The sequence below is a fragment of the Rhodospirillales bacterium genome, assembly GCA_023898765.1.
GTDB lineage: Bacteria > Pseudomonadota > Alphaproteobacteria > Micavibrionales > Micavibrionaceae.
In genome coordinates, this window is the sequence record CP060238.1 from 1,413,610 (window position 1) to 1,432,627 (window position 19,018).

Annotated in this window: 24 protein-coding genes and 1 tRNA gene; 5 read left to right on the top strand and 20 right to left on the bottom strand. The window is 53.4% G+C overall.

Going from position 1 to position 19,018, the window contains the following annotated elements; genetic code table 11:
* Positions 1-8 precede the first annotated feature (8 nt).
* From H6853_06805 to H6853_06825, 5 genes are all read right to left on the bottom strand, one after another.
* A complete protein-coding gene (locus H6853_06805; GenBank protein USO03237.1) occupies positions 9-785 on the bottom strand; it encodes a DsbA family protein in 777 nt (258 codons plus the stop codon).
* Between the two features lie 164 nt (positions 786-949).
* The gene (locus H6853_06810) at positions 950-1,789 is read right to left on the bottom strand and encodes an OmpA family protein (protein USO03238.1); all 840 of its coding nucleotides are present in this window, start codon (positions 1,787-1,789) and stop codon (positions 950-952) included.
* 14 nt (positions 1,790-1,803) lie between these two features.
* Entirely contained in the window at positions 1,804-2,598 is a 795-nt protein-coding gene (locus tag H6853_06815) for an inositol monophosphatase (GenBank protein ID USO03239.1), read from the bottom strand.
* Between the two features lie 6 nt (positions 2,599-2,604).
* Positions 2,605-3,171 (bottom strand): elongation factor P, encoded by a 567-nt coding sequence (gene efp / locus H6853_06820; protein ID USO03240.1) that lies wholly within the window; start codon positions 3,169-3,171, stop codon positions 2,605-2,607.
* Complete coding sequence (locus H6853_06825) at positions 3,168-3,671, bottom strand: DUF721 domain-containing protein (GenBank protein USO03241.1); 504 nt, start codon at positions 3,669-3,671, stop codon at positions 3,168-3,170. Before H6853_06825 ends, efp begins: the two co-directional genes overlap by 4 nt.
* Positions 3,672-3,680: 9 nt before the next feature.
* On the opposite strand from H6853_06825, the gene mutY reads away from it, so the two are divergent.
* Together mutY and H6853_06835 are read left to right on the top strand one after the other, a co-directional pair.
* Positions 3,681-4,760, top strand: coding sequence for an A/G-specific adenine glycosylase (gene mutY / locus H6853_06830; protein USO03242.1), 1,080 nt, complete (start codon positions 3,681-3,683; stop codon positions 4,758-4,760).
* Positions 4,761-4,817: 57 nt separating this feature from the next.
* The gene (locus tag H6853_06835; protein USO03243.1) at positions 4,818-5,744 is read left to right on the top strand and encodes a DUF4852 domain-containing protein; all 927 of its coding nucleotides are present in this window, start codon (positions 4,818-4,820) and stop codon (positions 5,742-5,744) included.
* Positions 5,745-5,763: 19 nt separating this feature from the next.
* Here H6853_06835 and H6853_06840 read toward each other — a convergent pair whose 3' ends face one another.
* The 3 genes from H6853_06840 to H6853_06850 all read right to left on the bottom strand — a co-directional run bounded on the left by H6853_06840 (position 5,764) and on the right by H6853_06850 (position 8,221).
* Complete coding sequence (locus H6853_06840) at positions 5,764-6,213, bottom strand: dihydroneopterin aldolase (GenBank protein ID USO03244.1); 450 nt, start codon at positions 6,211-6,213, stop codon at positions 5,764-5,766.
* 41 nt (positions 6,214-6,254) lie between these two features.
* Entirely contained in the window at positions 6,255-7,412 is a 1,158-nt protein-coding gene (locus H6853_06845) for a site-specific DNA-methyltransferase (protein ID USO03245.1), read from the bottom strand.
* Positions 7,413-7,549: 137 nt separating this feature from the next.
* On the bottom strand, positions 7,550-8,221 hold the full coding sequence (locus tag H6853_06850) for a ribonuclease HII (protein USO03246.1): 672 nt from the start codon (positions 8,219-8,221) through the stop codon (positions 7,550-7,552).
* Between the two features lie 36 nt (positions 8,222-8,257).
* On the opposite strand from H6853_06850, the gene H6853_06855 reads away from it, so the two are divergent.
* Both H6853_06855 and H6853_06860 read left to right on the top strand, forming a co-directional pair.
* Positions 8,258-8,539 carry a hypothetical protein gene (locus tag H6853_06855; protein USO03247.1) on the top strand — a complete coding sequence of 94 codons (282 nt, stop codon included), beginning with the start codon at positions 8,258-8,260 and terminating at the stop codon, positions 8,537-8,539.
* A gap of 82 nt (positions 8,540-8,621) precedes the next feature.
* Positions 8,622-8,933: a hypothetical protein gene (locus tag H6853_06860; protein ID USO03248.1), complete on the top strand. Its 312-nt coding sequence runs from the start codon at positions 8,622-8,624 to the stop codon at positions 8,931-8,933.
* A gap of 724 nt (positions 8,934-9,657) precedes the next feature.
* Here the strand turns inward: H6853_06860 and pepN are convergent.
* The 5 genes from pepN to rplU form a co-directional block, all read right to left on the bottom strand.
* A complete protein-coding gene (pepN, locus tag H6853_06865) occupies positions 9,658-12,264 on the bottom strand; it encodes an aminopeptidase N (GenBank protein ID USO03249.1) in 2,607 nt (868 codons plus the stop codon).
* Between the two features lie 23 nt (positions 12,265-12,287).
* A complete protein-coding gene (locus H6853_06870; GenBank protein ID USO03250.1) occupies positions 12,288-13,448 on the bottom strand; it encodes a glutamate 5-kinase in 1,161 nt (386 codons plus the stop codon).
* The gene (obgE, locus tag H6853_06875) at positions 13,393-14,406 is read right to left on the bottom strand and encodes a GTPase ObgE (GenBank protein ID USO03251.1); all 1,014 of its coding nucleotides are present in this window, start codon (positions 14,404-14,406) and stop codon (positions 13,393-13,395) included. The genes H6853_06870 and obgE overlap by 56 nt, the downstream gene beginning before the upstream one ends.
* A 74-nt stretch (positions 14,407-14,480) precedes the next feature.
* A complete protein-coding gene (gene rpmA, locus H6853_06880; GenBank protein ID USO03252.1) occupies positions 14,481-14,762 on the bottom strand; it encodes a 50S ribosomal protein L27 in 282 nt (93 codons plus the stop codon).
* Positions 14,763-14,815: 53 nt separating this feature from the next.
* Positions 14,816-15,133: a 50S ribosomal protein L21 gene (rplU, locus tag H6853_06885; GenBank protein USO03253.1), complete on the bottom strand. Its 318-nt coding sequence runs from the start codon at positions 15,131-15,133 to the stop codon at positions 14,816-14,818.
* A gap of 115 nt (positions 15,134-15,248) precedes the next feature.
* Here rplU and H6853_06890 point away from each other — a divergent pair, with 115 nt between their 5' ends.
* Positions 15,249-15,638, top strand: coding sequence for a hypothetical protein (locus H6853_06890; protein USO03254.1), 390 nt, complete (start codon positions 15,249-15,251; stop codon positions 15,636-15,638).
* Between the two features lie 43 nt (positions 15,639-15,681).
* On the opposite strand, the gene H6853_06895 is transcribed toward H6853_06890, so the two are convergent.
* The 7 genes from H6853_06895 to ruvX form a co-directional block, all read right to left on the bottom strand.
* A tRNA-Ser gene (locus H6853_06895) sits at positions 15,682-15,775 on the bottom strand.
* 36 nt (positions 15,776-15,811) lie between these two features.
* Positions 15,812-16,414, bottom strand: coding sequence for a TerD family protein (locus H6853_06900; protein ID USO03255.1), 603 nt, complete (start codon positions 16,412-16,414; stop codon positions 15,812-15,814).
* 24 nt (positions 16,415-16,438) lie between these two features.
* Positions 16,439-16,654: a hypothetical protein gene (locus H6853_06905; GenBank protein ID USO03256.1), complete on the bottom strand. Its 216-nt coding sequence runs from the start codon at positions 16,652-16,654 to the stop codon at positions 16,439-16,441.
* The gene (locus tag H6853_06910; protein ID USO03257.1) at positions 16,647-16,877 is read right to left on the bottom strand and encodes a DUF4177 domain-containing protein; all 231 of its coding nucleotides are present in this window, start codon (positions 16,875-16,877) and stop codon (positions 16,647-16,649) included. The genes H6853_06905 and H6853_06910 overlap by 8 nt, the downstream gene beginning before the upstream one ends.
* A gap of 62 nt (positions 16,878-16,939) precedes the next feature.
* Positions 16,940-17,743 (bottom strand): M48 family metallopeptidase, encoded by an 804-nt coding sequence (locus H6853_06915; GenBank protein USO03258.1) that lies wholly within the window; start codon positions 17,741-17,743, stop codon positions 16,940-16,942.
* Between the two features lie 265 nt (positions 17,744-18,008).
* Positions 18,009-18,290: a hypothetical protein gene (locus H6853_06920; protein USO03259.1), complete on the bottom strand. Its 282-nt coding sequence runs from the start codon at positions 18,288-18,290 to the stop codon at positions 18,009-18,011.
* A gap of 212 nt (positions 18,291-18,502) precedes the next feature.
* A complete protein-coding gene (ruvX, locus tag H6853_06925) occupies positions 18,503-19,015 on the bottom strand; it encodes a Holliday junction resolvase RuvX (protein USO03260.1) in 513 nt (170 codons plus the stop codon).
* Positions 19,016-19,018 lie beyond the last annotated feature (3 nt).

The window sequence follows — 19,018 nt, forward strand, 5'->3', positions numbered from 1 at the left end:
AACGGCGCTTACTCTTTGTTCTCGGTTTCAAGGGGGGCCACGGCGCCGCCGGAGACTTTGCGAAAAACACGCTCGAATTCATAGAGGGGCTGCGCGCCTTCCAGGACTTCTTCTCCTTCCGGCCCGCTGATAATAAAGCTCGGGGTGGAGCGAATATTCCATTTTCCAGTGGCGTGTTTGATTGCGTCCGCGATTTCATTCCGGATCTTTTTGTTTTCCAGACAAGCCTCCACACCGTCTTCGCCCAGACCTGCCAGTTTTGCGTCCTGTGTGAGGGGCACGATGTAGTCGGCGCGCAGGGCCCATGTATCCTGCGTTTTAAACAGGAGGTCAACAAAGCCGATATAGCGGTTCTCCGGCAGGCAGCGGGCAATCAGGCTTGCCTGCAGGGCCGGGGCGTTTAAGGGAAAGTCCTCGAACTGAAAATAAACCTGTCCGGTGGAAATGTATTTCTCCTTGATCGCAGGCAGCGTGTCCTTGTGAAAGTGCGCGCAATGGCCGCAGGTCAAAGAGGAATATTCCACGACTTTGACAGGGGCTTTCGGTTCTCCCAGAGCGCGGCCCGATATGAGGATCGGCGGCAAGTTTGAATCGGAACCGGACGCGACATCCAGACCTGATATTTCCCCCTTCTGCATGAAGAAAGGGAGGATGATATTCAGGTTGGCCAGCATCAGGAAAAAACACACGGCGACCGCGATACCGCTCAGGGCCAGTATCTTCCTTTTCTTCGCGGTTTTATCCGGATCGTTTGCGGTTTTTTTATCTGTATTCTCAGACGTCATTCCAGCCCCTTTTTACCCTTCTTTTTCATAAATAAAAATAGAAGGCTTGTTTCTAGCGTATATTTTCGGGTATTTCCAGTCTTTAGTGTGACGTATCCAGTTTTCATGTCAATAAGGCCAAAACGGCCCGAAGACCTTTATCCACAAAGCGTTTGGCCTGTCTTCTAAGGCGATAGATATAAATCGACGCGCTCAAGGGGTGTCTGGTCTGTTTTTGCGCCCATGGCCCGCACGTCGATACGGTGCGGGGCGATATCTTCGCTCAGGAGGGCCTTCCGGATGGCCAGCGCCCGGTTCAGGGCAACCCGCCGGTCGGAGCTGCGCCCGTTGTCCACGGCGCCGGCAAAGGACTCTATTTGCAGCCTTAACGACGGATCCTGCCGGAGACGGCGGGCTATATTGTGAGACAGAGTTAAAGCCTGCTTTGTATCCAGATCGGTTTGCCCGGCGGCAAAGGGGATAGTGAATTTTGCCGGGTTCTGGACGTCTTCTTCAGGCAGCGGGGCAGGAGGAGCCGTGTTTTCTTCCCTTTTTTGCCGGGCCGTTTGCTTTTTCAGGTGGCGCTCCAGCAGCGTATCTTCCGGTTTTTCGGGGGCGGCGCTAAAGGTCTTGTCGCTCTGGACGCCGTCTGCCGGAACGGCAGGCATGGTTTTGGGCCCTTTGACGATGCCGGCGGATGGCGGCGGCGGCGCTTTTGCGGGAGATTGCGTTTTCACGGGCTTTTTAACCGGTTTGGCAGGCGGGATATAAGGTTTGTAATCCAGCGGTTCGTTTTCATTGGAAACGGAAACGCGCGGTTTTATAACGGGCCGCACGTTTTTTTGATCCCAGTCGTCCGTGGCGCTTTTACGGAATACGGGGGCTGCATCGGACGGAGCTCCGAACAAAGGGGGCGGAACGTAGCTTTCCGGCGTCTGCTCTTCTGTCTGCGCGAGACAAACCGGCGGCATAAACAAGGCAAGTCCGCCGGCGAGTAGAAATATTTTATAGAAAAGGGAGCGCATTTCTCTCTTTTTTGTCAGGCTGCGGCTTTCAAAATCCTGCGTAAATCAGGATAGAGGCCCTGATTCCCCGCGACAAGGCTTTTGGAATAAAGAACGTTTTCTTCGTTTTCTATGCTGGAAACGAGGCCGCCCGCTTCCTTGACGATCAGTTGCCCGGCGGCTACATCCCACGGCTTTAAGTGGCGCTCCCAGAACCCGTCCAGCCGGCCGGCGGCGACATACGCCAGATCCAGCGCGGCGGCTCCCTGACGGCGCAAGAAGGGGACCTGCGCCGTTATGGCATCAAGCTCTTTGATAAAAAGGCCGTTATCCTTTTTTGTATGAAGGATGTTTCCTGTCGCAACCATAGCGCTGTCAAAATCGCTGCGGCCGGAAACGCGCAGCCTTTTATTGTTCATAAAGGCGCCCAGCCCTTTTTCCGCGCGGAACATTTCGTCTTTGGCGGGGTCGTAAACCAGTCCGGCCAAAACCTTTCCTTTGGTTTCCAGCGCGATGGAAATGCACCAGTGGGGCAGCCCGTGCATAAAGTTGTGCGTGCCGTCGAGCGGATCGATAATCCAGATATTTTCCGGATCTTTGCCTTTTACCTCGCCGCTTTCTTCCATCAGGAAGGAGAAATCCGGGCGGGCGGCGCTCAGTTCTTCAAAGAGTATTTTTTCGGAGCGTTTGTCCGCCGCCGTCACAAAATCGCCCGGACCTTTGCGGGAGATCTGAAGCTGCTCCACCTCGCCAAAGTCGCGGATCAGGGCCCGCGAGGCTTTCTCTGCGGCCTTGATCATGATGGACATCAAAGGGGAGATAGCGGCCATATGTCTCTAGTCCTTTGCCCGTTCGACGTAGGAACTGTCTTCCGTTCGGACGACGATCCGCGTTCCCACTTCGATATGGGGCGGGACCATAACCTTGGCACCGTTTTCCAGAATAGCCGGCTTGTAGGACGTTGTGGCGGTTTGTCCTTTCACGACCGGCTCGGCTTCGCTCACTTCCATTATGACCGTGTCGGGCAGGGTAACGCCCAGAGGTTCGCCTTCGAATGTTTCGATGCTAACGACCATTCCATCCTGCAGGAAGACGGCCGGTTCCCCGATCGTGTCTTTCGGGACTTCAACCTGTTCGTAGGTTTCCGCGTTCATAAATGTGTAAGTGTCGCCATCGTTAAAGAGATACTGGTAATCGTTCTGATCGAGGCGCACGCGTTCCACGCTTTCCTGCGTGCGGAAGCGGACGTTATCCTTGTTGCCTGTGCGGATGTCGCGCATTTCGACCTGAATAACGGAGGCGCCCTTTCCGGGCTGCATGATTTCATATTTGGTGACGACCTGAAGCTTGTTGTTATGGTCTACAACATTGCCGGGCCGGAGGGTGATAGCGGTTACTTTCATTGTTTTTTGTCCTGTAAAATTGCGGTGCCGAAGCTCTCAAGGCGCCTTTTTATATCCGGATCCTCGATTTCTTCAAGGGTTTCCGCGATATATTTTTTATCTTCCTCGTTTAAAAGGGCCGGGGAGCGCTTGGGCGTCCGGGTTGTTTTTTCCGGTGCCGCCGGTGCCGTATGGACAAAACGAATATCCGTAATCCAGTTATGGCCGAAAAGCTGGTTGATCCGTTCCAGAATAAGGCCTTTTTGCATGCTCAAAAGAACGCTGTCGGCGCTGGAGACGGCAATATCGAGCGTGGCTTCGCCTTTTTTGTCTTTTTGTTTTTGGCCTGTCTGGGAAGGTTTTCGATAATGTATTTTCAAAGGCTGGGCGATTTTGGCCATCCGGCTTCCGATCACATCCTCCCAGTGCGTGACAATTCGTCCCAGCGCGATATATTTGCGGGCGAAGGTTTTTCCCGTCACAAAGGGAACGGTTTCCGAAAGAAGTCTTAAGGCACACATGGGCGCATCATGACAGGTTCTACAAAAAGGAACAACAGGAACAACGGTTTTGACGTCGCGGGCTTCAGGGCGGTTCTTTTGGACTGGTATGACAGGCACCGCCGCGTGATGCCGTGGCGTGCGCCGCCCGGAAAAACGGCCTTGCCTTACCATGTCTGGCTGTCGGAAATCATGCTCCAGCAAACGACGGTTCCGGCTGTGGGACCTTATTTTCTCACGTTTTTGGAAAAATGGCCATCCGTTCATGATCTTGCGAAGGCGCCGCGGGAAGACGTTTTGGCGGCATGGGCCGGTTTGGGATATTACGCGCGGGCGCGAAACCTCCATAAATGCGCAGAAATCGTTTCCCGGGACCACGGAGGTTCGTTTCCGGATGATGAAAAGAGCCTTCAGAAACTGCCCGGCATAGGTCCTTATACGTCGGCGGCGATAACGGCCATTGCCTTTGACAAGCCTGCAAGCGTCGTCGATGCGAATGTCGAACGGGTGATGGCGCGGATATTCTGCGTGAAAAAACCGCTGCCCGGTTCAAAAAAGGATCTGGTTTCAAAAGCGGCGCGTATTTCGGAAGGGCGCAAAGACCGCCCCGGCGATTTCGCGCAGGCCCTTATGGATCTGGGGGCTGTGATCTGCACGCCTGCCTCTCCGAAATGCGGGGCTTGCCCTGTAAGCAGATTTTGCGAGGCAAGGGAAAAAGGGATTCAGGAAAGCCTGCCCGCCAGGCAAAAGAAAGCCGAAAAACCCAGAAAATACGGTTACGTGTACTGGATTGAAAATCCGCAAGGGGCGGTTTTATTTGAACGCCGCCCGGAAAAAGGGATGTTGGGCGGGATGATGGGGCTGCCCGGATCGGACTGGCTGCAAGACAGAAAGCTTCTAAGACATCCTGCGTTTGTCTGCGCAGAAAAAGAGACGCTTTCGGAAAAAGTGTTTCATAGCTTTACCCATTTCGATCTGGAGCTGACCCTTCAGAAAACAAGTATTTCAGCCGGGCAGGCCGGTCAATATGCGCACTGGGTTAAAAAGGAAGATATCGCGGCGCTGGGGCTTCCGACTCTTTTCCGAAAGGCTGTTAAGCTCATGAAATAGCTTATAATTCAAAAAGCAAGTTTGTGCTTTCAGGGGTAAAAATCTATAATGCTGAATATGACTCGTTTTCTTACATTCGGGCTGGTTTGCGCCCTGTTCCTGTTTTCTTCGCCCTTTCTTTCTCCTGCCTGCGCGGAGGAAGCAGATGCTTCCGTTCCCGATTCTCCGGAGGTCCTGCCGGATGCGGATATTGATCAGGCCGAAGAGGAAGCCGGAGAAGCCGAAAAAAGCGCCGAAGAAAAAATAAAGGATATGAGCGACGGGGATGAAGACATCACCGTGATGAGGGATCTTTTTGCCGGAGAGTATGTTGACGGCACCATTCAAAATCTTTCCAAGCTTTATTGGCGGCTGAAGGTGTTTGACGATGGCGACAACGAAGCTGTCGATAACTTTATGCTCATCAACGAGTGTCAGATATATCAGGACTATGTCAATAATGACTTCGAGTGGGTGGAAATCCGTGAAGCCGCGAAACAGATGCTTAGACAAGACAGTCAGGGGTTTTCCAAAAAATTTCAGTTCATGCTGCCTGTCTATTTGGGCGAGTATGATATGGAGCGCAAGGGCTTTCCCCTCATTAACGACACGGCGTTTGTCAATAGCCGCCGGATGGAAATTACCGGAAATTCCCTGCGGGACGATGTTTGCGGCCGGCAGGGGGAAGTCGAAGACTATCCGCGCAATATCATGCTTATTTTCAAGGAGCCTCTGACTTACGGCTTTGTACAGGTCGATGAACATGTTGCGCAGGCGTATCTTTTGAGGAAACAGGAAGAGGTCGAAAAATTCGCGCTTGAGCTCCGGCAAAGGCGTTATGAGAGAATAGCTTACGTGCGCCTGCGGGTGGATTTTTACCAGTATCAGGGAAACGTAAAAGGGCATAGTCTGGCCACGCTCGCCATTCTTCACGGGGATCTGCAGGGGGTAGACCTGTTTGAAGACAGTCACGGAAAACGGCTGATGTCCAGCGTCAGTTTTTAACGCCCGGTTTTTTTACATTTTATCCTTGCCTGCGGATAATCCGGCACCCGACGCCGCGTGCGTTTTTGAAGATATCCGTCTTTTCCACGCACACGGAAATTTCGCGGGCGCGTTTGTCTTCAAGACATGAAGCCGCGATTTTTTCGGCAAAGCTTTCCAGAAGGTTGATATGTCCGCCTGCTGCGATATTTTCGATATTTTCGACGATATCCGCGTAGGAAACGACGTTCCGGATTTCGTCTTTTGACCCGCCGGGGACGGGTTCTACAGCCAGTTCGATATTGACGAGAACACGCTGTTTTTTGTCTTTTTCATGCGGCAGGACGCCTACGAACATGTCCAGTTCCAGGTCACGGATAAAAAGGAAGTCGGCGCTTTTTTTCTCTTCCGGAAAAAAGGCCTTCTTCTCCGGTTGTTCGTTTGCCGGGGAAAGCTGGCTGGCCGTAATGGTTTTAAAAAGCGTGTTCATGGGGCCATTCCTCTAGCATGGGGCGGTGAAAACTTCAACGGTTACTGAAGGGTCGTCGCAGCGCCCTGCCTTGCAGCCTGCCCTTCGATCTGGCTACGCAGGCGCTGGCGCAACGTGTCGATCGGAACGCTCCGGCCCGCTTCTTCAACGTGCCAGAAAGTCCAGCCGTTACAGGAGGGGGCGTTCTGGACGGCCGCGCCGACCTTGTGAATGGAACCGCGATGGTTGCCGGCAGGACCTTTGCCTGTCACGATAACGCTGCCGTCCGCATGAACCTTCGCGATTAAATTGCCTTTGGCATTGGTGAGCCTGGCGCCCGGCTCCAGATAGCCGTGCTCCAGAAGCCAGCCGAAAGGAATGCGCATTTGCTCGCGTTTATTTTCAAGTTTAACATCTTCTTCCGCGCAGGGCTCCACGGCGTCAATCCGCTTTCGGGCGCCTTTGATATAGGCGTCTTCGCGTTCGATCCCTATCCAGTTCCGTCCCAGCTTTTTGGCCACAGCCCCCGTGGTTCCCGTGCCGAAGAAGGGGTCCAGTATGACATCGCCGGGCCTGGTGGAAGAGAGGATAACCCGCTGCAACAGGCTCTCCGGCTTTTGGGTGGGGTGCAGTTTTTCGTTGTGTTCGTTTTTCAGGCGTTCATGCCCTGTGCAAAGGGGAATGAACCAGTCCGAGCGCATCTGAAGGTCTTCATTCAGCGCTTTCATGGAATCGTAGTTAAAGCAGTATTTGCTGTTTTGGGACCTTGCGGCCCAGATAAGGGTTTCATGGGCATTCGTGAATCGCTTGCCCCGGAAATTCGGCATGGGGTTGGATTTGCGCCAGATGATATCGTTTAGAATCCAGTATCCCAGATCCTGCAAAATTGTGCCAAGACGGAAAATGTTATGATAAGAGCCGATGACCCAGATGCTGCCGTCATCGTGAAGCGCCTCCCGCGCCGCGCCGAGCCATTCTCTGGTAAAGTCGTCATAAGCCTGCAGGGAGGCGAACTGGTCCCAGTGATCGTCCACGGCATCGACTTTGGAATTGTTCGGGCGGTGCAGGTCCCCCTGAAGCTGCAGGTTATAGGGGGGATCGGCGAAAACGGTGTCGATAGATCCCCGGGGGAGAGATTTCAAAATGTCGATACAATCCCCTTGAAGGATGGAATTTTTCTTTAATTTTTCTGGGGATTTTTTATTTTTTTGACTCGACATTTCTGAAAGCTCCTCGTCTAAAGAAGGCCGAATCATGAGTCATTTGGGACTCGCCGTCAAGGAATAAAAAGAAGATTTTTTCTTTAGAGTCAGAACGTTACAGGAACATTTTAAGAAACTGGAGTCGCTTCAAAGACTTACGCGGCAAGGCGTTGCCCGGCACAGGGCGCGAAGCTTTTGCGGTGATGAATCGTAATGCCGTTTTGTGCAATGGCGTCCAGATGCTCTGCCGTGCCGTAGCCGGCATTGCGGCACCAGCCATAGGCGGGAAAGTCATTGTGGAGCTTTTCCATGATCCGGTCCCGCGTCACTTTGGCCAGGATGGAGGCCGCGGCGATTTCAAGGACTTTTGAATCGCCTTTGACAACCGCTTCTGCGGGGCAGGGAAGTCCGGGGGGAATAAATTTTCCGTCGATGAGGATTTTCAACCCCTCACCCTCCCGGCTTAAAGCTTCACTTTTCACCGGGGCCTTCCCTCTCCCTATGGGTGAGGGAGGATGAGGTTGCGTCATGGCCTCAAACGCCCTTTTCATGGCCAGCAGGGTCGCGTGATGGATGTTCAGGGCGTCAATTTCTTCGGCGGACGCCTCTGCGATGCCGAAAAGGCAGTTCGCGGCAATATCGTCGAACAGGCTTTCGCGCTTTTTACGGGTGAGCTTTTTGCTGTCCGTGACATGGGCCCAGACCGGATGATCCAGCGTTTCAGGCGGGATAAAGGCGCAAGCCGACAGGAGCGGCCCGGCGAGCGGCCCGCGTCCGACTTCATCTATACCGCATATAAAAACTTGACAATTTGTCATAATTAACATAAGAACGAAGTGAAACGAACGGTTAAAGAGTAAGATATGTTGGCGAAAACGCAATTCGAAATATCGGTGTTTCCGGTAGAAAATGTTGAAAATCTGGGGAAGGTTTCTTTTAAATCACGTGTTTCGGCGCTCAACGGGCCGCAACTAAACGCTGCAATAGAGAGGGAAATAGCGTTTCAAATGCAAAGACAGCACCCGGAAGCCTCCGGGTTGCATAGCATATGGGTAGATATCACCGGTGATCCAAATTCGAATGAAAACCTTAAAGACTACAGCCACACCCATTTTACGGTAAGAGGGATGGCCTATAAATTCTAATTTTGTTGACATAATAATTATATATTGTTATCTTCCGGCGCACTGAATTCAAGTCCGGAATTTTTGAGACGAGGGAGAACGCATGATGCGTAAAGGTGAAGAAATTGATATTTTTACGGATTTTAAGGCGGCACAAGGAGGCGGCTATGAAAAATCTTGCAAGCCGTGCTTTGTTATAACCGTGGACGAACAGGCATCTGCGAAATATCCAAATTCTATGGATAAGGACTCTCTTGTGTTGCCAAAACTGAGAGAGGCAGCCGAAAAAATGTGTCTGGACGGGATTCTGATAACGCAAATCTCTACAGCTCTAACCGACGGGTGGAAGCAGGGAGCGGAACGCGTAAACGTGACGCGCACGGTGAAGGCGAAACCCCTCACTCTTGCAAGATAACCTGAACTATGGACGGCTATCATTGTATATCCGTACCCTAAATGTCATCTCCGCGCAGGCGGGGATCCAGAAAAACCAGACACTTGCTGGATGAGTCCGGTTTATTTTCACCACGAAGCTTGCGAAGAAGCATGAAGTTGTTGTTTGAAAAGGAAAAACTTCGTGAAACTTCATATCCTTTGTGCCCTTCGTGTTAAAAATTCAAAACAATCAACATGTCCGATTTTTAACGAAAGGAACCGGATTCCCCGACTTCAGGCCGCTTGGGCGGCCCTGCGCCCGGAATGACGGGAATATTTGTCTCTTATCCGTAGTTGGGGTTGGATAAGAACAGCGTAATCACTGCAGGCTTATGTCCCGCATTACGGCATCCCGTCAAAGCATACGTTGACATAAAAGCCTTTCTTTATTAGGAATGCCGGGTGTTTTACGTTTAGAGAGAGATGAAGGAAAGAAGCAATGACCCGGCCTGCGTTTATAATTACAGATGAAACGCCCGATTCTCGTCCGAAGGAGTTGGGTCTTGTATTCGGTAAAGCGGCCATTCCTTACCATAGTGAAAACGTAACAGAAAAATTGTCAAAAGCCATCAGGTCAGCGGCAAGGAATTCATATCCGGACGCTGAAGGCGTAATGCGGTTGCAAGTCACACCTATACACAGCCCGCGATCAATTCTATTTCCCACTCTCTCGGACAGGGAAGTATTTTTTACCGGTATGGCTTTTAAGAACCCCGCGCCTTAAGGCTTTTACTCGCGATTTCGAAAACATTGGGAGAAATGCCCGGCATGTTTGCAATTTCCTCCAGCGCGGCCTGCATTTTTTCCTGCCGGTCCGGCGTGTAGCGCCGCCATTCCCGCAAAGGCGTGAGAAGCCGTGCGGCGATTTGCGGGTTTATTCCATTGAGCTGTATGACGGCCTCTTTCAGGAAATCGTAGCCCTTGCCGTCTTTCCGGTGAAAGCAGACCGGGTTGTTCATCGCAAAGGCCCCGTAAAGGGCGCGCACCCGGTTGGGGTTTTTCATGGTGAAATCGGGATGGTTCCTCAGCCTTTCAAGCTGTTCGAAAATATCCTCCCGCACGGCGGACGCCTGAAGGCCGAACCATTTGTCGATGACAAGCATGTGATCTTTAAACCGCTCGTAGAAGGCTTTTAAAATCTCTTCCCGCGGGGCATGTTTGTTGCCGATAAGGGCGGAAAGGGCCGCCATCCGGTCCGTCATATTGTCGGCCTCGTTGTAGTGCTGCGTCGCCAGTTTCGCGCAGCCGGTGCCTTGCGTTGCCGTGAGAAGTCCAAGCGCCACGTTTCGCAAGGCCCGCTTTCCCACGGACGCGGGAGAAATATCGAAAGAAGCGTCGGGGGCGTTGTCTTCGTAAAGCCTGGACAGTTTGGGCTTGTGGGCGCGTTTTATGGCTGCCTGCAGCGCTTTCCGGGCCTTGTACACAGCGTCTGGATCAATCACTTTTTGCTGCTGCGAAATTTCCGAGATGTTGGGCAGGCTTAAAAACCGCGCCATCAGCGCCTTGTCGCTTTCAGGATCAAGGGCATGGTCTATCAGGTCGCCGAAGCTGCCGATGTAAGAATCCGGCACGTCTTTGGCGTCTTGCGCTATCATTTGCGTCAGGACCCGCAAGGCGTAGGTCTGTCCGGATTCCCAGCGGTTGAACCCGTCCGTGTCATGCACCATCAAAAAGCGTAAATCTTCATCGCTGATATCCGTGGTGAGTTTGACCGGCGCGGAAAATCCTCTCAAAATGGAAGGGACAGGCTTTGCGCCGATATTTTCAAAGGTGAAAGACTGCTCTTTTTCCTTGAGGTCGAGGACCTGCGTTTCGATTAAATCCCCTCCGTTGGGGCCGATAAGCCCCGTCGCGACGGGGATATGCATCGGGCGCTTGTGCGTCTGGCCGGGCGTATCGGGAATGGTTTGGGACAGGGTCAGGCAATAGGTTTTTTTGTCCCCGTCATAAACGCCTTTTGCCGTTACTTCCGGCGTTCCGGCCTGGGAATACCAGAGCCTGAACGCGGACAGGTCCAGTCCGGACGCTTCTTCCATGCATCTGGCCCAGTCGTCGCAGGTGACGGCCTGCCCGTCATGGCGGTCGAAATACAGGTCCGTAGCTTTTCGGTAAGTTTCCGGCCCCAGGAGCGTATGGAACATGCGGATGACTTCGGCGCCTTTTTCATACACGGTCATGGTGTAGAAATTATTGATCTCCATATAGTTGTCTGGCCGCACCGGATGGGCGAGGGGGCCCGCATCTTCGGGAAACTGGAGGCTGCGCAAGTGGATAACGTCGTCAATGCGCGCCACGGCGCGGGAGTTCATGTCGGCTGAAAATTCCTGATCGCGAAAGACCGTCAGGCCTTCTTTCAGGGAAAGCTGGAACCAGTCGCGGCAGGTGACACGGTTGCCCGTCCAGTTGTGGAAATATTCGTGCCCGATCACGCTCTCGACGCGTAAAAAATCCAGATCCGTTGCGGTTTCGGGATGGGCAAGGACAAGGGCGGTGTTGAAGATGTTCAGGGAAGTGTTTTCCATCGCGCCCATGTTGAAGTCACTTACCGCGACAATATTGAAGCGGCTGTACTGGTATTCGCGCCCGTAAACGTCTTCGTCCCATTTCATGGATTTTTTCAGGGAAGTCATGGCGTGGGCGCACTGGTCTTCATCTCCCTTGCGCACATAGATATAAAGATCGACGTCCATGCCGGATTTTGTTTTGAAGATGTCATGGACGTGTTCCAGATCCCCTGCCACAAGCGCAAAGAGATAGCAGGGTTTGGGGGTGGGGTCCTCGAACACGGCATAATGACGGCCTTCCGCCATATCCCCTTCTTCGGTCAGGTTCCCGTTGGACAGCAGGACGGGGCAGGCGGTTTTGTCCGCCTCGATCCGCACGGAAAAGGTCGCCAAAACGTCCGGGCGGTCGGGGAAGTAAGTAATGCGGCGGAAGCCTTCGGCTTCGCACTGGGTGCAATAATTCCCTCCGGACTGGTACAGCCCTTCCAGCGCCGTGTTTGTTTCCGGGTAGATTTCGCTCGTGATTTCCAGTGTAAAGTCCCGCGCATCAGGGCAGGGAAGGTTTAAGCCCTTCTCCGTTATCTCCGGAGAGATGTCTGCGCCGTCCAGCCGCGCGGACAGAAATTTCTGGTCCTCGCCATTGAGGAAAAGCGGCTCGCTTCCTTCGTGGTTTTTGACGATTTGCGTTTTGGCGTGAACGACCGTTTTGCCGTCAAAAATCTCAAACCGCAAATCGACATGCGATACGGTATAAAGTGGCGGGGTATAGTCTTTCAGGTAAATGGTTTTGGGCGTGTCTGTTTTCATGCCCCCATCATCACAGGCGGGCGTCAGCCTTGCAAGACCAAATCTTGGCGATGGATCAATTCCGGACGGATGAAATAGCCCAGAATTTCCGGAATTTCATCACTTTTTTTACCGAGGATTTTTCGGGCGTCCGTGCTGTTATAGGCGATCAGGCCCATCGCCATTTTTTTACCTTCAGGGGAGACAATGCTCACGACATCCCCGCGCTCGAAATTTCCCTGCAGGGAAACGACGCCTGCCGGCAGGAGGCTTTTGCCGTTCAGCAGGGCGCGCTGCGCGCCTTCGTCAATCGTCAGGACTCCTTTCGCTTCCAGATGGCTCCCGATCCATTTTTTCCGCGCGCTGGCGGGCGTTCCGACGGCCTTGAAAAGGGTGCATTTTTGAATGTCGCGCAGCGGATGGAGGTCTGTGCCTTTTGCCACCAGCATGGATACTCCGGCGGCGGTCGAAAGACGGGCGGCTTCCAGCTTGCTTTTCATTCCGCCGGTGGAAATCCCCGCCTGCGCGTCTCCGGCCATGTCGAAATGGGCGGCGGAGAGCGTTTCGACAAGGGGGATGTGGGTGGCCCCGCTATCTTTTGTCGGGTCGGCGGTATAAAGCCCGTCGGTGGTGGAGAGCTGGATAAGCAGGTCGGCGTCGATCATCTGCGCGACGCGGGCGGCCAGGCGGTCATTGTCCCCGAAACGGATTTCGGCGGTGGAAACCGTGTCGTTTTCATTGATAACGGGAATAATCCCCTTGTCCAGCAGGGCGTGGAGGGTGGCGCGGGCGTTTAAATGGGGGCGTCGTTCTTCGGTGTCTCTGGGGGTCAGGAGGATCATCCCGACCTTGAGGCCTTCACGGTCGAAGCTTTCGTCATAGGCGCGGGAAAGGCAGACCTGCCCGACGGAGGCCGCGGCCTGTTTCATTTCCAGCGGAATGGACGCGCGCGCCTGTTTGTAGGAAATGCCCAGCGCCTTTCGTCCCAGAGCAATCGCGCCGGAAGAGACGATGATAATCTCCTTGCCCCGGTCTGTCAGACCTTTGACATCCGCCGCAAGAGAATCAAGCCAGTCCCGGCGGACGGATCCGCTTTTTTCGTCCGTGACCAGCGCGGAGCCAATCTTGATGACAATGCGCCGGCTTTCTTTAATCGTCGTTTTTGCTGTCACGTCGTTGCTCCTGTATGGCACCCGAAAGGGCATAAAGAGTTTGTTTTATTCCCTCGCCAGAGACGGCGGAAAGGAGGAGGGGTTTGATGCCCGTTTCCTTTTCGAATTCCCGCGCAAGCTCTTCCGAAAGTTCCGGCCCGAGCGCATCTGTTTTGCTTAGGGCGACAATCTCTTTTTTGTCCTCCAACCCTGCGCCATATTCGCGTAATTCATGCCGCACCGTCTGGTAGGCTTTTGCAACGTCGTCCTGCGTAATATCCACCAGATGAAGCAAAACGGAGGTGCGCTCGACATGCCCCAAAAAGCGGTCGCCCAGTCCCTGTCCTTCGTGCGCGCCTTCGATCAGGCCCGGAATATCCGCCAGCACAAAGTCGTAATCACCCGCTTTGACCACGCCCAGGCCGGGATGGAGGGTGGTGAAGGGATAATCCGCGATTTTGGGCTGCGCCGCCGAAACGGCCGAAAGGAACGTCGATTTTCCGGCATTGGGCAGTCCCACCAGCCCCGCATCGGCAATGAGCTTGAGACGCAGCCACACGGCGCGTTCTTCTCCCGGCCAGCCGGGGGTAGATTTGCGCGGCGCCTGATTGGTCGAGGATTTATAATGCGCGTTTCCAAAGCCGCCGTCCCCGCCTTTCAGGAAAAGAACGCTCTGGCCCGCGTCTGTCATATCGAACAGGACGGTCTTTTTGTCTTCGTCGATAATCTCTGTCCCGACCGGCACCCTGACGGTTATATCCGCGCCGTTTGCGCCGCTGCGGTCCTTGCCTGCGCCGTTTTGCCCGGGAGAGGCCCGGAAATGCTGTGTGTAGCGGAAGTCAATCAGCGTATTGAGCCCGTCGGCGGCCTGAAACAGGACATGCCCGCCGCGGCCGCCGTTGCCGCCGTCCGGGCCGCCGCGCTCAATGTATTTTTCCCGCCGGAACGACACGCAGCCCGGGCCGCCGTCCCCGCTTTTCACATAGATTTTTGCCTGATCTAGAAATTTCATGTTTCCGGCTCTTCATAAAACAAAAAAGGGGAAAGGCCAGCCTCTCCCCTTTTTGAAATCTGTTACGGTATGGGCTATTCGGCGGCGCGGGCGCTCATGTCGTTCGCCGGGACGATATTGACCATGGATTTTCCGCCGCGCCCTTTGGAGAACAGGACTTTTCCATCGACCAGCGCAAAAATCGTGTGGTCTTTTCCCAGTCCCACGTTGCGGCCTGTGGCGTATTTCGTGCCGCGCTGACGGATGATAATATTGCCGGCCAGAACTTCTTCGCCGCCGTATTTTTTCACGCCAAGACGGCGCCCTGCCGAATCACGACCGTTTCTTGAACTTCCGCCTGCTTTTTTATGTGCCATTTTTTGTCCTCCAGAGTTTTCTTATTCTTTATAAATTCTTATAGTTTCGAGTTTTACGCGGCCGTTTTGACGTCCGTGATTTCCAGAACCGTCAGGTCCTGGCGGTGGCCTTGCGTCCGGCGGTAGTTTTGACGGCGTTTCTTCTTGAAAACCGTCACTTTCGGGCCGCGCGTATGCTCGACGACCTTTGCGCTGACTTTTGCGCCGGAAACGGCAGGGCCGCCGACTTTGGTGCTTTTGCCGTCCGAAACGGCCAGAACATCGTCCAGATTGACGCTTGCGCCTTCCTTGACGTCCAGTTTTTCGACTTTAATCCGGTCGTTTTTGCTGACCTTGTACTGTTTTCCGCCCGTGCGAATGACTGCAAACATGTCTCAACCCTTCAGTAATCCTTGTTTTTCGAAGAGGTGCACTATATACAAGAAGAGGCTTTTTTGTCAAGGAAAAGACGACTCCGCAGCCCAAAAAACCGGAAAGGACAAAGAGATGAATCAGGAAGAAACAGGCGACGTTCTTGAGCCCGTTGACGGGAAGTTTATCTTTCAGGTCGACAGGCATATGCGGGTGCGTTTTAACTCCGACGGGTGGGTGGAAGAAATCGGCCGCGGCGGAAATACGGATCCGATGGGGACCATTTTACAGGGAAAGCCGGGGACGAAGCTGGATGACGTGTATGCGCGCCGCTATTACGATTTATACGCCCGGGCCATCCTTCTGGACGTTCATCCGCAGAAAAACTCCACCGACAAGGGCGGGTGCGAGGGGTTGATCCTGTTCAGGGATCTGGAGCCGGGCAGCGGCCTTTATGAGCGCGTGAGCAAAGTCATCGCGGTTGCGAACCACCATTTCAAGATGGACGTAAAGCCTTTGGTATAGAGGGCAGACGGGGCCCGCCACCCGAAGCTCGAAGAGCGCAGGATGGCGGAGCCGGAGGGATTCGAACCCTCGATACGGGTATAAGCCCGTATAACGGTTTAGCAAACCGCCGCCTTCAGCCTCTCGGCCACGACTCCGTCGGATTTATGAGTTACCAGTTGTCGGGGATCAGTTCAAGCCAAATACCGCGTCAGATATTTTCCCCAGTCCTCAATCTGTGAAATATCGGGATAATCGCCGATATAATGCAGGCTCCAGCCGGTTTTGCTGGTCCTGTCGCGGTAGATGCGGGCGAAGATATAGGCGGCCGAATCCTTGCCGTCTTCCTCGGCGATATTGGCCTTGAACAGCTCTTCATGGGTCATGGAATCGACGATGCGGACGAAAGGGTTTGGAATTTCGCCAAAGACGTGATTGCTGCGGATTTCCACAAGAAAAACAATATGGTGGGCATCGTCCGGCAGGCCGGCCAGTTCGACGGTGATGAATTCGTCTTCTTCGTCGCCTTCGCCGGTCATGTCGTCGCCGCTGTGGTAAATGGCGCCGCTCTGGTCCATGGAGTCCTGCGCTTCGGCGCCGACGAAATCGATATATTCCTTGTATTCGTCGAAAACGAAGCAGGTGATGTCCAGATCATATTGCTGGTTGTCGCCTTTCAGGCGGTCCATCATGCTCGTTTTTCCGCGCGGGTCCCAGCTTAATCCCGCGACAACGCGCTCGCGGGATTTGGCCGTGTAAAGGAGGGGAATACTTTGGCCTTCGGCAAGTTCTGTCATGTTTTGATCCCAGTCTCTTGTTTTTTAATCCAGGTAGTTTTTATCTTTGAGGTCCTTTTTGGAGCCAAAATCGTGCCCGACAACCATTAAAAATCCGCTAAGCACAAAAACGATCGCAAGGGTTCCGAGCGCTTTCAGGAAATTGTCCCAGTCGATGAGGTCGAACCACATCTGCGCAATGGTCAGAGCGGCGGCCAGAAGGACGGAGCCGATCAGGGTTCCCAGAAGGTATTTATGCATTTTTTCTCTCCCGCTTGAGGACGACCAGAAAGGCTTCACGGCTAAAGAACAGGAGCATCCGGCGGATTTCGCGCTCCATTGTCACCACTTCCCACCCTTCCGCGCCATTGGCGTTCAGGAAGTCCGAAAATTTCAGCGGGTCGACTTTGGACCCACCCAGAAACAGGGACCCCAGCATGCTTTCGCGGTAGATGATGACCTTGTATTCGAATATCTTGCTCATGCCTTAGAAAATAAAGGGATTCTGCGCAAGGCGCAAGGGACGCCTTTAAAGCGGGCCGCTTTTCAGCTTTCGATCCCGAAGCGCATCAGGTCATGGCCGTTTGTGTGCATCCAGCCTTTGCCCTGGGCGTAATCGTCGCAAAGCTCTTCGCAAACGGCCCAGAAGTTGCGGCTGTGGTCCATATAGACCAAATGCGCCACTTCATGCGCAACAACATAATCCATAGCCTCTGGCGGCGCGAATATCAGGCGCCATGAGAAGGACAGGCGGCCGTCCTCTGAACAGCTTCCCCAGCGGCTGACCGTATCGCGGACGCTCAGATGCGCAATCTTTTTATCCAGCCTGTCCGCTTTCTCCTGCGCCAGAAGCGAGATTTTTTTTCTGGCCTGTTCCATCAGGAAGCGGCGGATACGGCCGGCCGGGTCTTTTTTGTTCGTAATGACGATAATTTCATTCTTTTTCAACTGGATATCCGTTTTTCTTAAAGCTTTGTTGTAAAGAACGATAATGCGCCTGTCGCGCCCGAAAACGGGCAGCGTTTTGCCGTCCTGAAACGGGACGATCTTGGGAAGTTTGCTGATTTTTTCCTGAATCCAGTTTTGGTGGTCCTGCGCGAAATCGTACGCCGAGCGCAAGGAGGCGCGTTTGGGAACAACCAGATGAACGATCCGGTCCCGGTGGTTAAGCCGCAGGGCCATGCGCTTGGCGCGGGGACTGATGCTGACTTCCAGATTTTCGGAAATGTCCGCAAAAGGATACGCCCTCAGCGCTCTTTCCTGCGCTAAAATCCTTAAATCCGCGCTGCCATGCGCTTGCCCCTGACGGGATCCGCGCCCGGCACGCAAGGGAGTAACTCTTTTTCCCATAACGTCCTCAATAAAGGCTCTAAAATCGAATGGCATGACTATAATAGGGTCTTAAAATAGATGGCAAGAGACAATTGTTGATTTGTTTACATAATCAAAATATAAGAAATTTTCTTTCGAATCGGGGGTAGAAAGTTCCATGATAGGCCCGTTTTACGAAAAGGGGAATTTTATATATCTGTGCTCACCACCGGTCAATCCCGTCATTGCGAGGAGCCGTAGGCGATGAAGCAATCCAGTGGCGGCAGGCAGGGCCCGCCGGATTTTATCCGCGTTTCAGGTGGAAGTCGATCTTTGGGGCCTGTGAATAGCGGGCCACAGCCTCCTGCTCATCCATGTGTTCTTCGTGCATGCCTGTGACGGTCAGGAAGGATTGAACGGGGGTGGCCCGGGAATCCGGATAACAGCGAAAATAGAATTTTCTTTGTGCGGGTGTTTCGGCTGCGTAGGTATAAGGGACAAACGCTCCCTCATCCGTCAGGGCCATATTAAACCCGGAATCGCCGAAAAGAATTTGCCCGTCTTCCTTACCTGCGGCTGAAAACATAAGCCACACACTTGGGTTTTCAAGCCTTTGTTCGTGCGGACGCAGGCGTGCCGTGTCAAAATCCCGCTTTCTTTTTGAGCTTTTTTTGGATTTCGGACCTTCTTTTTGTCCTGGAATTTTTGGGCAAAACTGTTTTTTAAGCATACTCTTCAACCTGTTTAACGTATCGACATGGACGAATTGGACATAACAAATATCTTATCGTAAGTCAATCATGTTGACGGGACCAGATAATCCAGCGCTCCTTGCAGGATGACCTGGGCGGCGAGTTTATCGGTAAGGCCGGAGGCTTTTGCGCCGCGTCTGGATTTTTTGCCTATATCCACACGGCTTTCCACAAAACGGTCCACAGAAGCTGTGGATAAACGCTCATCCCATAAAGCGATCCACAGCTCTGTCCCCGGCTTTGTCCCCAGCTCCTGTGGATAATTTTGCATTTCATCGATAAAAGAACGGACGCGCTCACAGGCAGGGCCGGTGCTTCCGTCCATATGGACGGGCCATCCGAAGACAAAACCGCCGACCTCGAATTCCCGCACGATCCTGCCGAGCGCTTCCATATCCCTGGCGAATTTCGTTCGTTTGATCGTCTCAAGCGGGGTCGCGAGCGTCTGGCTCTCGTTGCTCAACGCCAGCCCGATCGTCTTCGCGCCCAGATCCACGCCCAAAAGACGTGAATTTTTGGGCCGCTGCGCTGCTATATCCTTGAGATTTCCGATGATCATGGT